The sequence below is a fragment of the Ramlibacter sp. PS3R-8 genome, assembly GCF_037572435.1.
Classification (GTDB): domain Bacteria; phylum Pseudomonadota; class Gammaproteobacteria; order Burkholderiales; family Burkholderiaceae_C; genus Ramlibacter.
The window spans coordinates 156,979-175,994 of sequence record NZ_JBBHGT010000007.1 but is presented as its reverse complement, the minus strand read 5'-3'; the positions used below and the strand labels follow the sequence as shown (position 1 = coordinate 175,994).

Sequence of the window (19,016 nt, the reverse complement as noted above, 5' to 3'; positions counted from 1 at the left end):
ACCGATCGGAAGCCTTGCACTTACCTAGGCGCTGATGCTTCTGCGGGCGTAAAGAACACGTCGGCATGCACGTCCTCAGACCGCAGACCTCGTGCCGTCGTGATTTGCATGGCTGCTTCGACCATCGGTGGGGGCCCGGCGACATAGGCCTTCCAGCCGTCAAGTTCCTTCAGGTCATTAGCGACGGCGTCAGTCACGAACCCGGTACGCCAGCGCGCCGCAACAGGGGCATCGGAGAGGACGGGCGTGAAGCTCAGGTTGGGGTGCCGCTTCGTCAAACCTTCGAAATGGTCTACGAGATAGAGATCGCGGTCGCTGCGCGCGCCAAAATAGACATGAACCGGCTGCTTCATGCCCCGCGCCATTGCAGCCTCGATGATCCCTTTGACCGGCGCAAGCCCAGAGCCCCCGGCGATGCAGAGGATAGGCCCGGCATGCTGATCGCGCAGGTAGGAAGAGCCGAATGGCCCTTCGACCATCACCGGATCGCCGATTTTCAACAGCGTGTGGATTCGCTCGGTCGCGGCTCCATTCGGCACTCGGCGGATGTGGAATTCGAGTGCTCGCTCGCTTGGCCCGCTTGCCATTGAATAGTCGCGGGTGGGAGCACCCGGGAATGTGAGCCGAGCGTACTGCCCTGCCGAAAAGGCGAGCCGCTCGGCCCCCTCGGTGACGATCTCGATCCGTTTGATGTCATGTGTAGCGTCCGCTGTCGACGTCACGCGGCCATTCAGACAGCGGCGCGGGTGGGATGGGGTGTCGTCCATGCCATCAAGCCAGGCAACGGTCGCATCCGTTGTCGGTATCGCGCGGCAGGCGAGGATCAGCCCCTGCGCTTTCTCCTCGCCTGAGAGCGCGAAGCGACTGTGTTCGAGAAGGTCAACCTTGCCGCTGAAGAGGCGCGACTTACAGGCCCCGCATCGCCCGGAGCGGCAACCATGCGGATAGGCGATCCCATTGGCAAGTGCCGCATCCAGGATGGTGACGCCCTCCGGCACCGCAAGCGTGCGTGCGGCCTGGCGTATATCGACAAATTTAGTCATGGCGCGTCAGGCGGTACTGGATAGACCGAGCGCCATAGTCAAGCCCGGTTTTTGCGACTGGAACGTGCCGTAGAAGACCGTCTCCCCCACCAATGTGATCGGAGCGACGCGCACACCGGTGCGCGCCTTGGCTTCGGCCATGATCTTGGGGTAGGAGAGATCGCGTTCGTCGAATGCGATCCCCTCACTCTTCAGCCACGCCTTCAGCGCCCAACAGTCAGGGCAGGTCGGCGTGGTGTAGACGATTACTTCGGGATGAGATTCGCTAGCCATGACGGCCTCCTCGATGTCTTGTGCCGTTCAGTCGGCGGCGGGTCGGTTCGGGATGAAAGCGCGCTCACCAGGCGCGGCGTGGGCCACCGCCGCCGCGTTCGCCGGGAACCCGGTGCGGTTCTCGACTGTCATCGGAGCCCGGAAGCTCCTGAGCCGAAGCGCATTGCCGAGCACGAAGACACTGGAGAGAGCCATCGCGGCTGCGGCGAAGATCGGCGAAAGCAGCGCGCCGTTCACCGGATAGAGCGCGCCCGCAGCAACCGGAATCAACACGGCGTTGTAGGCAAAAGCCCAGAACAGGTTTTGCTTGATGTTGCGGATCGTCGCCTGGCTCAGCGCAATGGCATTCGGCACGCCACGCAGGTCGCCCGACATCAGCACCACATCAGCTGCCTCGATGGCGACATCGGTTCCCGTGCCGATGGCGAGCCCGACATCCGCTTCGGCGAGCGCCGGCGCGTCATTGATCCCGTCACCCACGAAGGCCACCCGCGCGCCATTGCTCCGAAACCTCTTGAGCGCCGCAACCTTTCCGTCGGGCAAGACCTCGGCCGCGACTTCATCGATGCCGAGTTGTCTGGCGATGGCCTGGGCCGTAGCTGCGTTGTCGCCGGTGATCATCGCCACCTTGAGTCCGAGCGCGTGCAGCGCCTTGATCGCCGCAGGCGTCGTCTCTTTGATCGGATCGGCGACAGCGATCACCGCCGCCAGGCGGCCGTCGATCGCGGCATAGAGCGGACTCTTACCTTGCTCACCTAGACGCCGGGCGGTCGGCAGGAAACTCGCCACATCAAGACCGAGCTGCGACATGAACCGGTCAGCGCCGACGGCGACCGTCCGACCAGCGACCCTGGCCGAAACGCCAAAGCCCGGTATTGCGTCAAAGGCCTCGATGGGTGCGAACGTGATGTCTCGCTGCTTTGCGGCTGCGACGATCGCTTCGGCGATCGGGTGCTCGGAGCGGGTCTCGACCGCCGCCACGAGAGCCAGGACTTCACTGTATTCGAAGCCCTCAGCGGGAACGAGGTCAGTCAGCTCTGGGCGCCCTTTGGTCAGGGTGCCGGTCTTGTCGAGCGCGATAACGCTCACATCGCGCAGTGACTGCAAGGCTTCGCCTTTGCGAAAGAGAATGCCGAGTTCGGCCGCCCGGCCCGTACCGACCATGATCGAGGTCGGCGTGGCCAGCCCCATGGCGCATGGGCAGGCAATGATCAGAACCGCGACCGCATTCACGAGCGCGAAGGTCAGCGCCGGATCCGGGCCGAAGATCAGCCAGACCAGGAAGGTCAGCACGGCGGCTGCCATCACTGCCGGGACGAACCACATTGTCACCTTGTCGACTAGCGCCTGGATCGGCAGCTTGGAGCCCTGCGCTTCTTCGACCAGGCGGATGATCTGCGCGAGCACCGTGTTCGCACCGACCTTGGTGACCCGGAAGCTGAAAGCACCCGTTTTATTGATCGTCCCTCCGACGACCTCGGCGCCCGCCCCTTTCGACGCAGGCACCGGCTCGCCGGTGATCATGCTCTCGTCGACATAAGAGGCGCCCTCGACGACCTCCCCATCCACCGGAATCTTTTCCCCAGGACGAACGAGAACGATGTCACCGGTCGTCACCTGATCAAGTGCAATCTCGACCGTCTCCCCGTTGCGCTCGACGCGTGCGGTTTTGGCCTGAAGACCGACAAGTCGCTTGATCGCCTGGGAGGTCCGCCCCCTGGCGCGCGCCTCCAACGTGCGTCCGAGCAGGATCAAGGTCACGATGACGACGGCCGCTTCAAAATAGACGTTGGCGGTGCCCGGCGGAAGCGCTTCAGGCATGAAGGTCGCGACCACCGAATAACCATAAGCCGCTGCCGTGCCGAGAGAGACCAGCGAGTTCATGTCGGGTGCGCCGCGCAGCAACGCCGGCACTCCCTTTTGGAAGAAGCGCAGACCCGGGCCGAACAGCACAAGGGTGGCGAGCGCGAACTGGACATACCAGCTCGTCTGCTCACCCATGACCCCCATCACCCAATGGTGCATGGCGGGAATGAGGTGAGAACCCATCTCGAGGGCGAAGACTGGCAAAGTGAGGAAGGATGCAATGAGCAAGGCGCGCCGCAACGCCCGTGCCTCGGCCTCGCGACGCTCGGCGTCTTGGTCGACTGCAGTCGGACTTTCGGCTGATAAGCGACGGGACTTGTAACCCGCACGTTCGACCGCCCCCTCGAGATCAGCCAAGGCGACAACCCCGGCGAGGTGGCGAACCCGCGCACGCTCGGTCGCCAGATTGACGTTAGCTTCGAGCACGCCCGGAATCTGTGAGAGCGCTTTCTCGACACGCCCCACGCACGACGCGCAGGTCATGTCCTCAATGGCGAGCTCGGTGGTCTCTTCGCGAACGGTGTAGCCGGCCTTCTCGATGGCGTGGACCGCCGCCTGCGGATCGGCCTGGCCGCTGAACGTGATGTCGGCGCGCTCGGTGGCGAGATTGACCGCCGCCGCCTGCACGCCGGGGACGTCTTTCAGCGCGCGCTCGACACGACCCACGCATGAAGCACAGGTCATTCCTTCGACCGGCAGGCTCAGTCGAGTCAGCGAGGACGTGGGCCGCATGGCGTCTTGCCGGGCAACGGAAGTCATGGAAAAACCCCTTGAATGATTTCGATGAATACGAGTTTCAAGCTTCCCACTATGGGAAGGTCAAGGCCTGTGGGCAGCTTTTTCTACGACGCGCAGGTTTGAACTCCCGTCGGCTCCTCCGCAGTCCTGGTCCGACCGCACGCAGATCTCCCAGCCGCCGCCCAGCGCCTTGTAGATGCTGACAACGGCAAGCCGCTGGTGTGTGCGGGCCACTGTCAACGCACGCCGGCTTTCAAAGTCGGATCGTTCAGCCTCCAGCACATCCAGGTAGATTCCTTCACCTGCTGAAAACCGCACGCGGGCAAGCCGAGCCGCCTCGCGATTTGCCGCTGACTCGAGCAGACGCAGCTCAAGCGCGCTGCCCGCAGCGCCATAGGCTTTGAAGGCGTCATTGGTTTCCTGCAATGCGCGCAACACGGTCTGGTCGTAGACGATCAACGCCTCTTTGGTGCGTGCCTCGCTGGCCGCGATCCGGGCACGCACGCGCCCGGTATCCAGAAAGGACCAGCGAATCACCGGGCCGAGGAAGCTGGTCAACACTCCAGCGCCACTCATTGCATCGAGACTTCCGGCAACGACGCCAATCGAGCCTTGCACCTGGAGCTCGGGGTAGAGACCGGCGGTTTCGACTCCGATTTGTGCAGTCGACGCAGCAAGGGTTCGTTCAGCGGCCGCAACGTCGGCGCGCCGCGACAGGAGTGCGGCGGGGTCCCCCACGGCAATTGTTCGAACGGTCAGCGTTTCGTGCGCAGGCGAGGCAACGGGTGGCTTGAACGTCTGAGGCATCTCCCCAAGGAGGATGGCCAGTGCGTTGGTGGTGGCCGCCCGGCGCCGCTCCAGCTCTGGCACGGCCACCTCTACTTGGCGCAACAAGGCTTCGGCACGGAGCCGGTCGAACTCGCTGGCGGAACCGGCGCGCACGAGGCGCGCAACCTGGCCGAGGCTTTCGCGCTGGCTTTGGCTGATGTCGGTCGCCACAGCGAGTTCGGCTTCGATACCGCGTAGCTCGAACCACGTGGCGGCCACCGCGGCGGCGACCCCCGCCTGCATACCGCGCATCAGCGCCTCGCGTGAGCCCGCTTGCGCTTGAGCGGCCTCCACCGACCGCCGCACACGGCCGAACAGATCGATTTCCCAGAAAGCGTCGACCGCGCCGCGATAAGTTTCGATCCGGCGCGGCTGGCCAAGCGGCGTCTCGACCACGCTGCGGCGACGGTTCTCATGTCCGAGCACGGCGCCGCCGCTCGGCAGAAAACCCTGACGGCTCTCGCCCAGCAGGGCTTTTGCCTGTTCGAGCCGCGCAGCAGCGATGCCGATGTCATGGTTCGCGGCGAGAGCCCGCTGGACCAAGGTGGCCAGCGCCGGGTCGTTGAAGGCGCGCCACCAAGCCACCTCCACGGCACCAGAGCTGAGACCTGCAGGTGTCTCACCGAAGCCGGCCAGGAACTGCGACGAAGACAGCGTGGGAAGCGTCGGCGGTGAGTAGTTGGGGCCTACCGCGGCGCATCCGGCCAGGAGGAGTGCGGTCAGACTGGGCAGAACGGCTTGATAGAGACTTCTCATGACGTGCTCACCTCCATGCGCGAGGAGTCGATTGACCTGCGCCGCTCGAAGCGAGCGGACAGGCCGCGCAACACGACATAGAAGACCGGCGTCAGGAACAATCCGAACAGCGTCACGCCGAGCATTCCCGCGAAGACCGCGATTCCCATGGCTTGCCGCATCTCGGCCCCGGCGCCGGTTGCCAATACCAGCGGAACAACCCCAGCGATGAAGGCAAGCGAGGTCATCATGATGGGCCGCAGCCGCAATCGGCACGCCTCGATGACCGCATCCAAAGCGCTGGATCCATGGGCCTCGCGATCGCGGGCGAACTCGACGATGAGGATTGCGTTCTTGGCGGCCAAACCCACGAGCACGATGAGCCCGATCTGGACGAACACGTTGTTGTCGCCGCCCACCAGCCAGACGCCAACGATCGCGCTCAGCAGACACATCGGCACGATCAGCAGGACCGCCAACGGCAGCAGCCAGCTGTTGTATTGCGCTGCGAGGATGAGATAGGCAAGCAGCACGCACAGCGGGAAGATGAACAGTGCCGAATCTCCGGCCAGCTTTTGCTGGTAGGTGAGGTCAGTCCATTCGAAGGTCATGCCTTGGGGCAAAACCTCTTTTGCCAGGCGCTCCATGACGGCAACTGCTTGACCCGAACTGACCCCCGGCATGGCGCCGCCCGAGATGTCGGCGGATGGGTAGCCGTTGTAGCGGATCACGCGGTCCGGACCGGAGCTCGGCGAGATGGTGACGAACGAGGACAAGGGCAGCATGTCGCCGGCGGAGTTGCGCACCTGCAAGCGGCCGATGGCTTCGGCCTGCATGCGGTGGTCCGCATCCGCTTGGGCCGTCACCTTGTAGGTCCGGCCCAAGCGGTTGAAGTCGTTGACATAGAGGGATCCGAGATAGACCTGGAGCGACTCGAAGACATCTGCCAGACGGACCCCCTGGCTCTTGGCCTGGGTACGATCGATGGCGACGTCCAGCTGCGGAGCATTGACGTCCAGGCTGGTGAGAAGCCGGGCCACCTGTCCTGACTCGGTGGCCTTCGTCATCAGGATCTGCGTCTGCTGGACCAGGGCATCCAGTCCGACGCCCCCGCGATCCTCGACCAGCATCTTGAAGCCACCCGTTGCGCCGAGCCCGGGCACGGGTGGCGGCGGGAACACGCCGAGGAAGCCGTCCGGGATGCTTGCGAACTTCGCTTGCAGACGGCCCGCGATGGCGGTCGCAGTGAGATCGGGCGTCGTGCGGTCCTTGAACGGGTCGAGCATGACGAACATGACCGCGGCGTTCGGTACGTTGACGAAGCCGTTGATCGACAGTCCGGGGAACGCCACGACGCTTTCGACCCCAGGTTCAGCAAGCGCGATCTTCGACATCTGCTTGGCGACCGCGTCGGTGCGATCCAGCGATGCCGAGTTGGGTAGCTGGGCGATCCCCACCAGATAGTATTTGTCCTGCATTGGCACGAAGCCCGGCGGGACGGCCTTGAATCCGAGGAAGGTCAGTGCGAGAAGTCCGCCGTAAACCAGGAGCGCTACTCCGCTGACCCGCACGACCTTGCGAACCGTGTTGCCATAAGCGTCTGGTGCACGCCGGAATGGCCGGCCAAGAACCTGGATCCAGCGATCAGCACGGCCTCGCAGGCTGTTCGGGTCAGGCACGACGCCAGCCTTACGCGGCCGCAACAGCATTCCCGCAAGAGCGGGGCTCAGCGTGAGCGAGTTGACTGCCGACAGGATGGTCGAGATGGCGATGGTGAGCGCGAACTGGCGATAGAACTCACCTTGCAGACCGCTCAGGAAAGCGGTCGGGATGAAAACGGCGGCGAGCACCGAGGTGATCGCAATGATCGGACCGGTGACTTCGTCCATGGCGCGCCTGGCGGCTTGGGCGGGTTCCTCGCCATCTTCAATGTGGCGTTCAACGTTCTCGACCACGACGATCGCGTCATCGACCACGATGCCGATCGACAGCACCAGGCCAAACAGGGACAAGGTGTTGAGCGAGAAGCCCATCAGATGCATGACGGCGAAGGTGCCGATCAAGGACACTGGGACTGCCATGAGGGGGATGAGCGAAGCCCGCCAATTGCGCAGGAACAGCACCACCACGATGACGACAAGAAGGATCGCCTCCAGCAGTGTGGTTGCCACCGATTCCAGCGAGGCTCGGACAAAGACCGTCGGGTCATAGGCGATCCTCGAGCTGAGTCCGGCCGGGAAGCTGGCTTCAAGCCGCTTCATGGTGGTCCGCACCGACTGCGCGACGTCGAGGGCGTTGGCCCCCGGGCTTTGGACGATCTGCAGCGCGACGGCGGGCTCGCCGTCCAGCAGGCTGCGCAATGCGTAGGCATCGGCCCCCATCTCGATGCGTGCGACATCGCGCAACCGCGTCACCTGGCCGTCGCCGCCCGTGCGAACGATGATTTCGCCGAACTGCTTCTCGTCGGCCAGGCGCCCGAGCGTGTTCACCGTCACCTGGAATGCGGCGCTCGAATTGGGCGCCTGGCCGACGGAACCAGCCGCCACCTGCACGTTTTGCTCACGCACGGCGGCAATCACGTCGCCAGCCGTCAGCCCGCGTGCGGCGATCAGGCTCGGATCCAGCCAGAGGCGCATGCTGTATTCGCCAGCGCCCCAAACCAGCACGTCGCTGACCCCCGGGATGCGGGACAGTTCGTCGCGCACCTGGAGGTAGGCATAGTTCGAGATGTAGAGGGGGTCGTAGCGCTTGTCGGGCGACAGCAGGTGAACCACCATCAGGATGTCCGGCGAAGTCTTTTGCGTGACGACACCTTGGCGCTGGACCTCCTCTGGCAACCTCGGCAGCGCGCGTGCGACCCGGTTTTGCACCTGGATCTGCGCCATGTCGGCGTTCGTTCCTTGCGCAAAGGTGACGGTCAGGACCATCCGGCCATCGGTTGCTGATTGCGACGACATGTACTGCATGCCCTCAACCCCTGTGATCGCCTGTTCGAGGGGCGCTGCCACCGTCTCGGCGATCACTTTGGGATTGGCGCCCGGGTAGGACGCGGTCACCTGCACCGTCGGTGGCGTCACCGCCGGGTACTCGCTGAGCGGCAATTGGAAGAAGGCAGCGATTCCTGCGATCACGATCAGGATCGACAGGACGATGGCAAAGATCGGGCGATCGATAAAGAAGCGTGGGAAAGTCATTGTGCGGCTCCCGAGGCGTGCGCCGCCGCCATGGGCGCGCCGTCTATCGCGGCCGGCTGTGGCGTCACCTGCATGCCCGGGCGCACCAGCCCCTTGACGACGATGCGCTCGCCCGGCTGCAGGCCTTGCTCGATGACCCGCAAACCGTCGACCACCGGACCAAGCTCGACGGGCCTGTATTCCGTCTTGTCGTCCTTGCCGACGACGAGCACATAACGGCGGCCCTGGTCGGTTCCGACCGATTGATCGGAGACCAGAACCTTGGCTTGCGGCGCGCCGGTCTCCAGTTTGACCTTGGCAAAAAGACCGGGGGTCAACTGCCCATCGGGGTTGCTGACAACAGCGCGGATACGCACCGTCCCTGTCCCACGATCGGCGGTGTTCGAGAGGAAGTCGACGCGACCAGGCCGGCTATACGTCTTGTCGGTGAGCAATGCCACCATGACCTTTGCCGCCTGTGACCCCTGCGTGGCAGCGTTCGCTCGGCCTGCGGCGAGAGACCGCAGGTACGTGCGTTCGTCGACATCGAAATGCACATGGAGCGGATCGACTGAGACGATCGTCGTGAGCGGCGTCACGCCACCTGCGACGTAGTTGCCCTCGGTGACGAGGGTCTGGCCGATGCGTCCGCTGATCGGCGCCGTGACGCGCGTGAAACTCAGCTCCAATTGCGCGGCATCCAGTGCTGCTTTTGCGGCGTCGACCTGTGCCTTGCGCGCATTCAGCGCGGCGGTTGCGGTGTCGAGGCGATCACGTGCAACGATCTTCTGGGCGAACAGCTGTTCGGCTCGCGCATGTTCGGTCTGGGCGAGCAACGATGCCGCTTCGGCCTCTCGCAGGCGTGCCGTTGCGGCAGTCAGCGCGGCCTGCAACACTCTCGGATCGATGAGAAAAAGCTCGTGGCCCTTTTGTACGAAGCGGCCCTCAGGCACGCTCACGGCATGGATGTAGCCGGCGACCCGTGGGCGCACTTCAACCTTCTTGACTGCCGTCAGCGAGCCGGTGAATTCCGCAAAGGGCGTCACAGGGCGAACGATGACCTCGGCCACGGGAACGCCGGGTGGCTTTGCGGGAGCGGCGGAGGGCACCGTCTCCTTGCATCCGGCGATAGCGAGGGCGATCCCCATCGCAGCGGGGATCAGGGTTACGCGTTTGACTTTCATCGTTTTTCCTTTCGCGACAGCCGTCGACTTGGTTTGCTGAGCCGAAGCAGCTCCTGTCGCATTTATGCGGCTTGCCACGCTTGGAAGGTCAAGCGCTTTGGATTCGAGCGTTTCATTGCCAGATCCTGTTGGCTGGCACGATCTCCGGCACTGCGCTGCACGGCGTGGTTGGTGGGTTGGCTCGCGATGATGGGTCGGCCCATGGCCATGGCTCCATCATTGGCGCGGCACTCGGCGCGGCGCTCATCGTCAAGAAGAGATTCGAGGATCACTGACATGTCATTCTCCTGACAAGAAGTGGCTGGTTCGGCATCTGGCTAGGGCAACCCCGTTGGTGGCTGGCTGCTAACCAAACTGCAGATGCGGCGCGGCTGCGCCGAGGCCCGCTACGACCGAATAGCCAATGGAGCGCCTCATGCTTGCAGGGTCGAAGCTCCAGGAGAGCAGCAAGGTGCCGGCAGCACCAGAGCCCGATCAAGCACACGGCCAGCGTGAACCGCACCTCGCCATGACACCAGTCGAACGCCGGCGGCACAGCCCGGTAGGCAATGAAAGTGGCACACACCGGGAGTCGCTTCAGTCCCGCCGGGACCGGCGCGGCACGCCGGCCGTGATGGCGGCAGTGCATCGCGCGGTGCTTGGCATGGGCGGCGGATCGCATGGCGTGGGCTCCACAGGGAGTACGGCCGGACCAATGTGCCAACCGTTCCGCCCATCTTCCCCAAATGCCGACGGCCGGGAGCGACGACTACCCGACGCTTTACGCCAAGCTACCTACCGGGGCGTAGCCCCTACGGTCCACGCAGGGCGCCCGGAGTTCGGTGCGCTCCCGCGATCTCGCTTGGCGTGGTGGCCACCACACGCAGAAAAGAACGCCGCATCGAGTCGGCACTGCCGAAGCCGCATTTGGCGGCCACGGATTTCGCGCCCACCCCCGACGCCTCGAGCAGGCTCCGTGCCACTTCAACGCGGACCCGCTCGACAAAGCGCGCGGGCGTCGTGCCCTTCTCGCTGCGAAAGACGCGCGTGAACTGGCGAGCGCTCATGTTCACTTTGGCGGCCATGCGCTCGACGCTGATGTCCTCGGCGAGGTGCTCGAAGATCCAGTTCTCCAAGTCGTCCAAGGGCTTCACCGAGCCGGACTGCAGTGCGAGCAGCTTGCTGACCTGGGAGTAGCTCGCGGTCCGCCGGACGAAAAGTACGAGCCATTGCGCGATCGCAAAGGCCTTGCGTGGACCAAAGTCCTCCTCGACGAAGAGTAGCGCCAGGTCTATGCCGGTGGTGATGCCGGCGGAGGTGTGGATGTGACCGTCCTTCACGAAGATTGAATTGCGCACGAGCTTGACGCGCGGGTAGCACTCGGCCAAGTAGTCGCACCACTGCCAGTGCGTGACCACGCGCCGGCCTTCCAGTGCACCCGACGCGGCGAGGACGAACGTGCCGAGGCAGCTTGCGCCTACGCGACGCGCCTGCGACGACATCTCTTTCAACCAGCGCAGATAGGCCGGGTCGTAATGTCCCGAAGGGGCCTCCGGTCCGCCCACTACCCAGAGCGTGTCGATGGGACCCTCAAACTTGCGGAAGTCGGTGCCGCCCGTGATTCGCAGTCCCCGATTGATGGCGGTCGAGCCCTCGCGCTCCGGTGACACCAGCTCGATCTCGTATTCGCACTGGTCGAACACCTCCAGTGGACCGGCCAGGTCCTGCACCTCGAACGGCGGTACCCCGGTGAGTACGATTCTGCGCATTGGGAGTCATTGTGTCCGAAAACGTCGGCACGATGTCTGTTTTGGTCGTCCTCAAGGCTGTCTGCGCCCGGGCGCCCGCCAATTGGTGTGGGCGATGCTCGGGACCCCAAGTCGTCGCGTGCGTGGAACGCCGTCAGCGCAGACTCGTCGTCAAGCGTCCGGCTCGCGGACGCAAGGAGTCGCCCCGATGGACGCTTCGCAATCGCTGATGCTTCGCGCGCTCCAGATCGACGCGTCAGCGCGCCCGCGCCTCCCGATCCCGCCCGGCGTGACCGTTGTCGCGGCGGTAGTGGGGGGGTGGCTGGTCAACTTAGTGGGCTGGAGCGTCGGCGACGCGGGGGCTATCCTCGCCGTTTGCACGGCGAGCCTTGTGGCAACCGCGGCAATCGCCGCGGGGTGGGCCTCGGAGCCCGAGGAACTCGAGCGATGGGCCATAAGGGCCGGCGCCGCAGCGTTCGTGTCCGCCTTGCCGGTCCTGTTTGGCTAAGCTCTCGCCTCGAACGACGCCGCCGCGAACTCATAGCCAAGTTCAGCGATTGCAAGGTTCCCGGCTGTTCGTCGCTTCTTCACCGCGTGCTACGTGGCGACCAGTACCGGAAGCGCGGACCCGAGAGCGGCCACAAGGGCCCGAAACGCCCATCGCTCGAGCTCCTCAGGCTCGGAAGTCCACCCGGTCGCCAGCACCGCAGTGGCCACCAAGCTCCCCAAGCCCACGGCAACCATGAGTCCGGCCAGACCCAAGCCCCAATCGATAGAGTTCAGCGGCCAGGCGGCCACCACCCCCGCGGAAACCGCTGCGGCCGGCCAGCCAGGTAAACGCGGATGAGCAGTAGCGACGAACTGGCTAGCTCGAAACGCTAGGTCGCGCGCGGCAGCTGAAATCAGCCCCACGGGAAGGGGCGGCAGGTAAGCGAGATCCATCGCCGCAGCTCGCGCATCAGGCGGCGGGCGGGTAGCCAGCTTCGCTCAGGGCCTCGGCGAAGTCCCCGGGATCTTCGTTCGAGGAGATCTTGACCAGCTTTGAGTTCAGGTCGACCTCGACTTTCGCGGCCGGGTCCACCAGCTTGCAGGTTTGGGTGACGGTGCTGGCGCAATGGCCGCATGTCATGTCGGGGAGGTTGAGTTCAATCATGGCGTTCTCCTGAGAAAAATGGATGAAGGCCTGCATGGTCAAGCTTGCCACCGTGTCAGAGTCAACAGTGGGTCTCATCGCAGCCCTGCTGACAAAAGGGACTTGACCTTGCCACGATGGCAAGCCTGAAGATGCCGCTATCGCATGGGATGCGGGCGCAAGGACCTAACCATGCAGAACACAACGACGTTGCCAGCGAGCCTGGCCATGAACCTGCAGAAGCTGGGCATCGAGCTGCCGATTGGCGGCATGACCGGTGCCTCGTGCAGCATGGCGTTCTCCTTGGTGAGCGTGGTTGCCAACGCTTTGACGCTGCGCCGCTGGAAAGGAAAGACCTCATGAAAACGATCGCCGACGGAATGAACATCGGAGAAGCCGCCGAGAAGGCGGGAGTGACGCCGAAGATGGTGCGCCACTACGAGTCGCTGGGGCTTTTGCCCAAGGTCCACCGCACCGAGACGGGCTACCGCGTTTACGGGGAGCCGGAGGTCCACACGCTGCGGTTCATCAAGCGGTCACGCGATCTGGGCTTCTCCATTCCAGAGATCAGCGAACTCGTGAAGCTTTGGCAAGACCGCAGGCGGCCGAGCAGCAGCGTGAAGAAGGTCGCCGCGACGCACCTCGCAGAGCTCGATCGCAAGATCGAGGAGATGCAGTCCATGCGCAAGACGCTCTCGCACCTGATCCACTGCTGCCAGGGCGACCAGCGTCCTGATTGCCCGATCCTCGAAGACCTGGGCCGCGCGACCCCGATCCTTGGCGCGAAGAAGGCGACGGCGTCCACCGCGCCGGCCCGCAGAGCCGCGTAGCCGATGGGTTCGCCGCGGCACATGTGGGAAGGTGGCCGCCTGATATTCCGCTGAGCTCGTGTTGAATGCACGCACGTAGAATGAGCTCGTGATTCGCAAGCTGATGCTCCTCCTTGCCCTCCTGGCCGCGTTGGGCCAGGCGCTCGCGGGAGCTTCTTGTCCCGGAACCGCTTCGGGCGAGCTCGGGCACGTTCTGGCGCACGCCCAGGAGGAAGGGCACCATCATCACGACGATGGCGGCATGCACGTCGACGAGACGGATGAGGGCGGCTTTCACGTTCACTTGGACGGCTCCAACTCCGCGGCGCTGCCTGCCGGGCTCTCCTCCCGACCCGCGCTCGCGATGCCGCAATGCCCGCCTGACTGGGAGCCGCGCGCGCACCCGTCGCCTACCATAGACGGCCTTCTGAGGCCTCCGAAACTCGCGTCCTGACCCGCGCGGCCTGCCCCGTGCCCGTTCTCCGTGTGAACTGAGATGGGCGGCGGCGCGCCGCTCTCCCCGCGGGCGCGCCCGCGGCTTTCGGACGCATCTTCGGGAAAGCATGAACCTTGTCCTTCGCGCGGCGGCGCTCGCCGCGCTCATCGACCCATCGCTGGCCTTCGCCCACGGCATCTCGGAAGCCGACAAGCTGGCCATGCTCGACGGCGGCTACTTGCAGTACGCCGTGCTTGGCGCCAAGCACATGCTCACCGGCTACGACCACCTGCTCTTTCTCTTCGGGGTGGTCTTCTTCCTGACCAAGTTCCGCGACGTCGCCAAGTTCGTCACCGCATTCACCGTGGGCCACTGCATCACGTTGATCTTCGCCACGTTCCTGGGCATCACCTGGAACTATTGGCTGGTCGACGCGGTGATCGCGCTCACCGTGATCTACAAGGGCTTCGACAACAACGGGGGCTTCCAGCGGCACTTGGACATGAAGTCGCCCAACCTGGTGGCGGCCGTGTTCGTCTTCGGCCTTATCCACGGCTTCGGGCTCTCGACGCGACTGCAACAGCTCCCGCTGGGGGAGGACAAGATGGGCATGCTGGGCAGGATCCTGAGCTTCAACGTCGGCGTCGAGGTGGGACAGATCGCCGCGCTCTCCGCGATGCTCGTCGTTCTCGCCGCCTGGCGCAGGCGCCCGAACTTCCCCAAGCTCGCCATCGCGGCCAACACCGCGCTCATGTTCGCAGGCGGCCTCCTGCTCCTGATGCAGCTCCACGGCTACGCCCACGACTCGGACCCCGGCGCGTTCCGCTTCCCTGAGGAGGAGCACAAGCACCTCCATGAGGACTTGGACCTCGCCAAGCCCGACCCCACTCGCGACAACCTCTGAAGGAAACCACCATGAAAACCATCGCCATCGCCATCGCCTCCGCCGTCGCCCTCTCGCTGGCCACCCCCGCCTTCGCCGACAAGGGCAGCTCCTGCCACTTCCACGGCTCGACCCCCGCCAAGGAGGAGACGGTCCTCACGTGCGCCGCGCAGCGCAAGGACGCCCTCGTGGCCAGCGGCAAGCTCGACGCCTCGTGGAAGGGCGTGAAGCACGAGAAGGTCGAGCAGGTCGAGGGCAAGAAGGGCAAGGAGTGGAAGGTCACCTTCAAGAACCCGGCGGCGTCCGACAAGGACAAGCAGTCCCTTTATGTGTTCCTGAGCGCCCCGGGCAACGTACTAGCGGCGAACCACACCGGGAAGTGACCTGGTGGCGCAGGCCATGTGCGGCTCGCGCCCTCGCAGTCGGCAGCCTGTTCGCGTTGCCGGCTTACGCACACGCTGAGCATTCGCCGCCGCCCACGTCAAGTCGCGCGGGCCAACGGCCCGCCTTCGCGGGCGTAGCACCGAAGTAGACCCCGTTCGCTCAGCGGCGGGCCACGCGCGCAGGCCAATGCGCTCTTTGGCACTATCTCCGCCATCTCTGCGCGGTTGCATAGCTTCGAGCGCTACGTTGCGAACGAAGCCTGGACGACGCGAGCCATGAGCGCCCCCGGACGCTCATGGGTAAACGAAACCTCAGCCGCAGCAGGAGCTGCGGCCCGCTGGGGCCGCTTGCGCGCCGCTCGTGGAAGCTCCCTTCCGCGCGCCGCCGCAGCATCCGCCAGAAGCGGCCGTCGAACGGGGCGCCGAGGCTGTCAACTTTGCGGGGGTGTATCCAGCCTCCTGGATGGCTGTGGCCAGCTCGCTTTCCGTCGCGGCGCTTTGCACCGACAGAAGCTTCTGCCCGATGCTGACTTCGAGACGGGCGTGCTCGTCGACTCTAGCCACGGCCCGCGCGATCGCACTCGCGCAGCTTCCGCAGGTCATGTCAGGGATGTGGAATGTGATCATGGGAGGCGCCTTTCTGGATTGATGAAGACAGTGTGAACCTTGCCATCGTGGCAAGGTCAAGCACTTTCTTCACGCCCAAGGATTCAGGGGCATCGTGCCGCAGGGACGGCCCTCTCCAACGCTTTGTCACTTCCAGAGGCTGTCGGACTATTCTGAGCTCCGCAGGCGGGCGGCGATCGCCTCCATCTGACTGATCTCCGCGCGCTGGGCCTTTACGATCTCGCCGCAAAGCTTTCCGAGCTCCGGATCGGTCAGCCGCGCCTCGCGGCACATGAGGATCGCGCCGGAGTGGTGGGGAATCATCGAGTCGACGAACTGCTTGTCATCGACGAGCGCCTGCGAACGTGTGGCCACCAGGGATGCGGCGAACAGGATGGTGAGGCCAGCGTAGAGTGCCAGGTTCAGCGGTTTGTTCCCATACATCGAGCCCATTGTGGCCAGCATGATCATCCCCATCGGCGCGAGCATCGTCAGCGCCATATAGAGCATGTTCACGTTGTTCCGGTAGTCGCCCCAGCCATCAATCATCGTGAACATGGCCAAGTACATTGGAATGAGGCTCAACGCAAGATTGAGCGCGAACATCCAGTAGGCGCGCGTCGTCGACCGCTGATGACCCGTCGCTGCATGCTGAGTGTCGCGATGTCTGTTTTCGTTCATTTGAAGCTTCCTGATTGCTGGGACAGCCACTCTGAGCCTTACCCTTGTGGAAAGGTCAAGCAGGCGGCGAGGTGGCCCGCGCGCCTGTTTTCTGGACGCGCCATCATGGAGCAGGCTTCGCGCAAGCGACAGAGCCCAGCTCAGCAACGGCGACACCCAAGCCTAGATTACGAATCTGTAATCTGGATGTCGCTGTTCCTGGGCGAAGGTGTCCTTAGAATCACCCTCGAATGTCCGTTCTTCGTTTCCTGGTCGCCTGGTTGATGATGGCTGCGCTTCCGCTGCAGGGGTTCGCTGCCGCATCCATGGTCTTTTGCAAGGGCGAGCACCATGCAGCTGCAAGTAGCCCGGCTGAATCGGGCCACGCGACGACTGGTGCACACGACCACACGAGTCATTCGCATGGAATGGAAGCGCAGGCCGACAAGGCAGTCGCCGCATCCGCCGACTCAGAACTACCCGACACGGCTCACAAGTGCGGTGTTTGCGCCTCCTGCTGTCACAGCTTGGCCATCGCCCAAAATGTGCACTGGCCGTCGTTCTCCCCTGCCCCGCAGGCAGAGTCGGCAGAGCCCTTCCTACTGATTCTCGGCACACCAGCCTCGGTGCTGGACAAACCACCTCGCGCTTGATTCAAAGCTGACCACAGCGCCCTTTTGGGCGACTGACCACGGCTTCCGTTCGTCTGCTATGGCTCCAAGCCATCGCATCCGCTCCATCGAACTCGCGAGGATTTCATGTTCCATCGTCTGCTGGCCCTAGGGCTGGCTCCCCTTGCCGCTTTGTCGGCCTTGCCCGCCCATGCCCAACCTGCCTCAGGCGCGGCTTCTGAGGTTCCCGCTCCTGCCTTTCGATCGGCACTCGACGGATACCAGTCGTTCAGCGACGAGAAGCTCGTCCCGTGGCGGGACGCGAATGACAACGTCGGCCGCATCGGCGGCTGGCGGGTGTATGCCAAAGAGGCGCAAGAGGGCGCGGACGGCACAAAGACGGCACCCTCCGGTTCAGCAACGGGAGGCCCCGCAGCCAAACCGGCAAGCCCCGCCTCTTCTCTAGCGAACCCGCACTCCGGCCACGGCAGGTAATGAAGATCCAAATGAGAAGCTACTTACGTCTCCCTGCTTCGGCAGCCGCCGCACTTTTCCTCGCCGGTTGCGCCACGGTGAGCATCGACGACGCCGTGAAAGATGCGAACCAGGCGCTCCCGGGTTTTACGCAGGGCAACCTGGAACTCAGCCAGGGTGACGCCCAACGGGACAAGCGAGCCCGGTTGGCTGATGATCTCCTTGCCAAGCCATTGACCAGGGAAGACGCGGTTCAACTCGCGCTTGCCAACAGTCCCTCCATGCAAGCGTTGGTCGCGCAAAGTTGGGCCGAGATGGCGACAGCCAACCAAGCTGGCCGCATCGCCAACCCTGTCTTCACCTTCGAACGTATCCGGGCCGGTGACGAACTGGAGTTGGGGCGCCTGCTATCGATCGGACTGCTGGATCTCCTCACCCTTCCCCGGCGCCTGGCCATATCCCGTAACCAGGTCGCTCAGGCGAAAACGCAGTTGAGCATCACGGTGGTCGACCAGGTGAGCCAGGTGCGTCAGGCGTGGGTGCGCGCCGTCACCAGCCGCCAGGTGCTGCAGTATGCGGAACAGGTCAACCAGTCCGCGCAAGCAAGCGCCGAACTGGCAAAGCGCATGCAGCAAGTGGGCAACTTCACGAAGTTGCAGCGCGCACGGCAACACGCGTTCTACGCCGACGCTACTGCGCAACTCGCATCTGCTCGCCACGCAGAAACCGCGGCGCGGGAGGAACTGGTTCGGCTTTTGGGGCTGACCGATGCTCAAGCAAGCAAGCTGAAGCTTCCAGACCGGCTACCGGACTTGCCGAAAGAGCCGCAGGCGGCGGCAAGCATCACCGCATCTGCATTGCAGCAACGCTTGGACGTGCAGCTTGCCCGCGTGCAACTTGAAGGCGCCGGAAAGTCCCAAGGACTGGCTCTGCTCAACAGCTTGATCGATGTCGAAATCGGTGGACGCCGCGACACCATCTTCGACAATGCCGAGGGAACCAAGAGCCATGCGCGCGGTTTCGAGCTGGAGATCCGGCTTCCCATCTTCGACTGGGGCACCGCGCAGCGCGCCAACATGAACGCGCAGTCATTGGCCGCCGCCAATCGCTACGAAGCCGTCGTGCGCTCTGCCTCGTCTCAGCTGCGGGAAAGCTACTCCGCCTACCGCACGGCGTACGACCTGGCACGTCACTACCGCGACGAGATCGTGCCGCTTCGCAAGACCATGTCCGAGGAGAACCAGCTTCGCTACAACGGCATGCTCATTGGAGTCTTCGAGCTGCTCGCCGATGCACGAGACCAGGTGGCAAGCGTGGTCGCGGCGATCAATGCACAGCAGCAGTTCTGGCTGGCGGATGCCGGTCTCTCGTCCACCTTGATCGGCAAACCAATGGCCATGGGTGCGACGCCTGTTTCCACTAGCACCACCAGCGGGTCAGACGGCGGCCACTGAG

The 19,016-nt window shown here is 64.2% G+C and carries 18 protein-coding genes; 7 read left to right on the top strand and 11 right to left on the bottom strand.

The window, feature by feature from the left end; all coding sequences use genetic code 11:
- Nucleotides 1-20: 20 nt before the first annotated feature.
- From WG902_RS20635 to WG902_RS20600, 8 genes are all read right to left on the bottom strand, one after another.
- Complete coding sequence (locus WG902_RS20635) at nt 21-1,043, bottom strand: 2Fe-2S iron-sulfur cluster-binding protein (protein ID WP_340062087.1); 1,023 nt, start codon at nt 1,041-1,043, stop codon at nt 21-23.
- A 6-nt stretch (nt 1,044-1,049) separates the two neighbouring features.
- Nucleotides 1,050-1,316, bottom strand: a complete 267-nt coding sequence (locus tag WG902_RS20630) for a glutaredoxin family protein (protein WP_340062086.1) — start codon at nt 1,314-1,316, stop codon at nt 1,050-1,052.
- Nucleotides 1,317-1,343: 27 nt separating this feature from the next.
- Nucleotides 1,344-3,941 (bottom strand): heavy metal translocating P-type ATPase, encoded by a 2,598-nt coding sequence (locus WG902_RS20625; protein WP_340062085.1) that lies wholly within the window; start codon nt 3,939-3,941, stop codon nt 1,344-1,346.
- Between the two features lie 60 nt (nt 3,942-4,001).
- Nucleotides 4,002-5,504, bottom strand: a complete 1,503-nt coding sequence (locus WG902_RS20620) for a TolC family protein (protein WP_340062084.1) — start codon at nt 5,502-5,504, stop codon at nt 4,002-4,004.
- Nucleotides 5,501-8,677: an efflux RND transporter permease subunit gene (locus tag WG902_RS20615; RefSeq protein ID WP_340062083.1), complete on the bottom strand. Its 3,177-nt coding sequence runs from the start codon at nt 8,675-8,677 to the stop codon at nt 5,501-5,503. Before WG902_RS20615 ends, WG902_RS20620 begins: the two co-directional genes overlap by 4 nt.
- Nucleotides 8,674-9,840 carry an efflux RND transporter periplasmic adaptor subunit gene (locus tag WG902_RS20610; RefSeq protein WP_340062082.1) on the bottom strand — a complete coding sequence of 389 codons (1,167 nt, stop codon included), beginning with the start codon at nt 9,838-9,840 and terminating at the stop codon, nt 8,674-8,676. The genes WG902_RS20615 and WG902_RS20610 overlap by 4 nt, the downstream gene beginning before the upstream one ends.
- Before the next feature lie 62 nt (nt 9,841-9,902).
- Nucleotides 9,903-10,118: a hypothetical protein gene (locus tag WG902_RS20605; RefSeq protein ID WP_340062081.1), complete on the bottom strand. Its 216-nt coding sequence runs from the start codon at nt 10,116-10,118 to the stop codon at nt 9,903-9,905.
- Nucleotides 10,119-10,631: 513 nt separating this feature from the next.
- Nucleotides 10,632-11,588 carry a GlxA family transcriptional regulator gene (locus WG902_RS20600; protein ID WP_340062080.1) on the bottom strand — a complete coding sequence of 319 codons (957 nt, stop codon included), beginning with the start codon at nt 11,586-11,588 and terminating at the stop codon, nt 10,632-10,634.
- A 187-nt stretch (nt 11,589-11,775) separates the two neighbouring features.
- On the opposite strand from WG902_RS20600, the gene WG902_RS20595 reads away from it, so the two are divergent.
- Nucleotides 11,776-12,075, top strand: coding sequence for a hypothetical protein (locus WG902_RS20595; protein ID WP_340062079.1), 300 nt, complete (start codon nt 11,776-11,778; stop codon nt 12,073-12,075).
- Nucleotides 12,076-12,525: 450 nt separating this feature from the next.
- Here the strand turns inward: WG902_RS20595 and WG902_RS20590 are convergent, their stop codons facing one another.
- On the bottom strand, nt 12,526-12,720 hold the full coding sequence (locus tag WG902_RS20590) for a heavy-metal-associated domain-containing protein (protein ID WP_340062078.1): 195 nt from the start codon (nt 12,718-12,720) through the stop codon (nt 12,526-12,528).
- 171 nt (nt 12,721-12,891) lie between these two features.
- On the opposite strand from WG902_RS20590, the gene WG902_RS20585 reads away from it, so the two are divergent.
- The 5 genes from WG902_RS20585 to WG902_RS20565 all read left to right on the top strand — a co-directional run bounded on the left by WG902_RS20585 (nt 12,892) and on the right by WG902_RS20565 (nt 15,210).
- Nucleotides 12,892-13,062: a hypothetical protein gene (locus WG902_RS20585; protein WP_340062077.1), complete on the top strand. Its 171-nt coding sequence runs from the start codon at nt 12,892-12,894 to the stop codon at nt 13,060-13,062.
- On the top strand, nt 13,059-13,529 hold the full coding sequence (gene cueR, locus WG902_RS20580; RefSeq protein WP_340062076.1) for a Cu(I)-responsive transcriptional regulator: 471 nt from the start codon (nt 13,059-13,061) through the stop codon (nt 13,527-13,529). The genes WG902_RS20585 and cueR overlap by 4 nt, the downstream gene beginning before the upstream one ends.
- Before the next feature lie 88 nt (nt 13,530-13,617).
- On the top strand, nt 13,618-13,962 hold the full coding sequence (locus WG902_RS20575; protein WP_340062075.1) for a hypothetical protein: 345 nt from the start codon (nt 13,618-13,620) through the stop codon (nt 13,960-13,962).
- 109 nt (nt 13,963-14,071) lie between these two features.
- Nucleotides 14,072-14,848: a HupE/UreJ family protein gene (locus WG902_RS20570; protein ID WP_340062074.1), complete on the top strand. Its 777-nt coding sequence runs from the start codon at nt 14,072-14,074 to the stop codon at nt 14,846-14,848.
- A gap of 11 nt (nt 14,849-14,859) precedes the next feature.
- A complete protein-coding gene (locus WG902_RS20565; RefSeq protein ID WP_340062073.1) occupies nt 14,860-15,210 on the top strand; it encodes a DUF6488 family protein in 351 nt (116 codons plus the stop codon).
- A gap of 312 nt (nt 15,211-15,522) precedes the next feature.
- Here the strand turns inward: WG902_RS20565 and WG902_RS20560 are convergent, their stop codons facing one another.
- Nucleotides 15,523-15,837 carry a heavy-metal-associated domain-containing protein gene (locus WG902_RS20560; RefSeq protein WP_340062072.1) on the bottom strand — a complete coding sequence of 105 codons (315 nt, stop codon included), beginning with the start codon at nt 15,835-15,837 and terminating at the stop codon, nt 15,523-15,525.
- A 147-nt stretch (nt 15,838-15,984) separates the two neighbouring features.
- A complete protein-coding gene (locus WG902_RS20555) occupies nt 15,985-16,497 on the bottom strand; it encodes a DUF305 domain-containing protein (RefSeq protein ID WP_340062071.1) in 513 nt (170 codons plus the stop codon).
- A 1,096-nt stretch (nt 16,498-17,593) separates the two neighbouring features.
- Here WG902_RS20555 and WG902_RS20550 point away from each other — a divergent pair.
- The gene (locus WG902_RS20550) at nt 17,594-19,015 is read left to right on the top strand and encodes a TolC family protein (protein WP_340062070.1); all 1,422 of its coding nucleotides are present in this window, start codon (nt 17,594-17,596) and stop codon (nt 19,013-19,015) included.
- Nucleotide 19,016 lies beyond the last annotated feature (1 nt).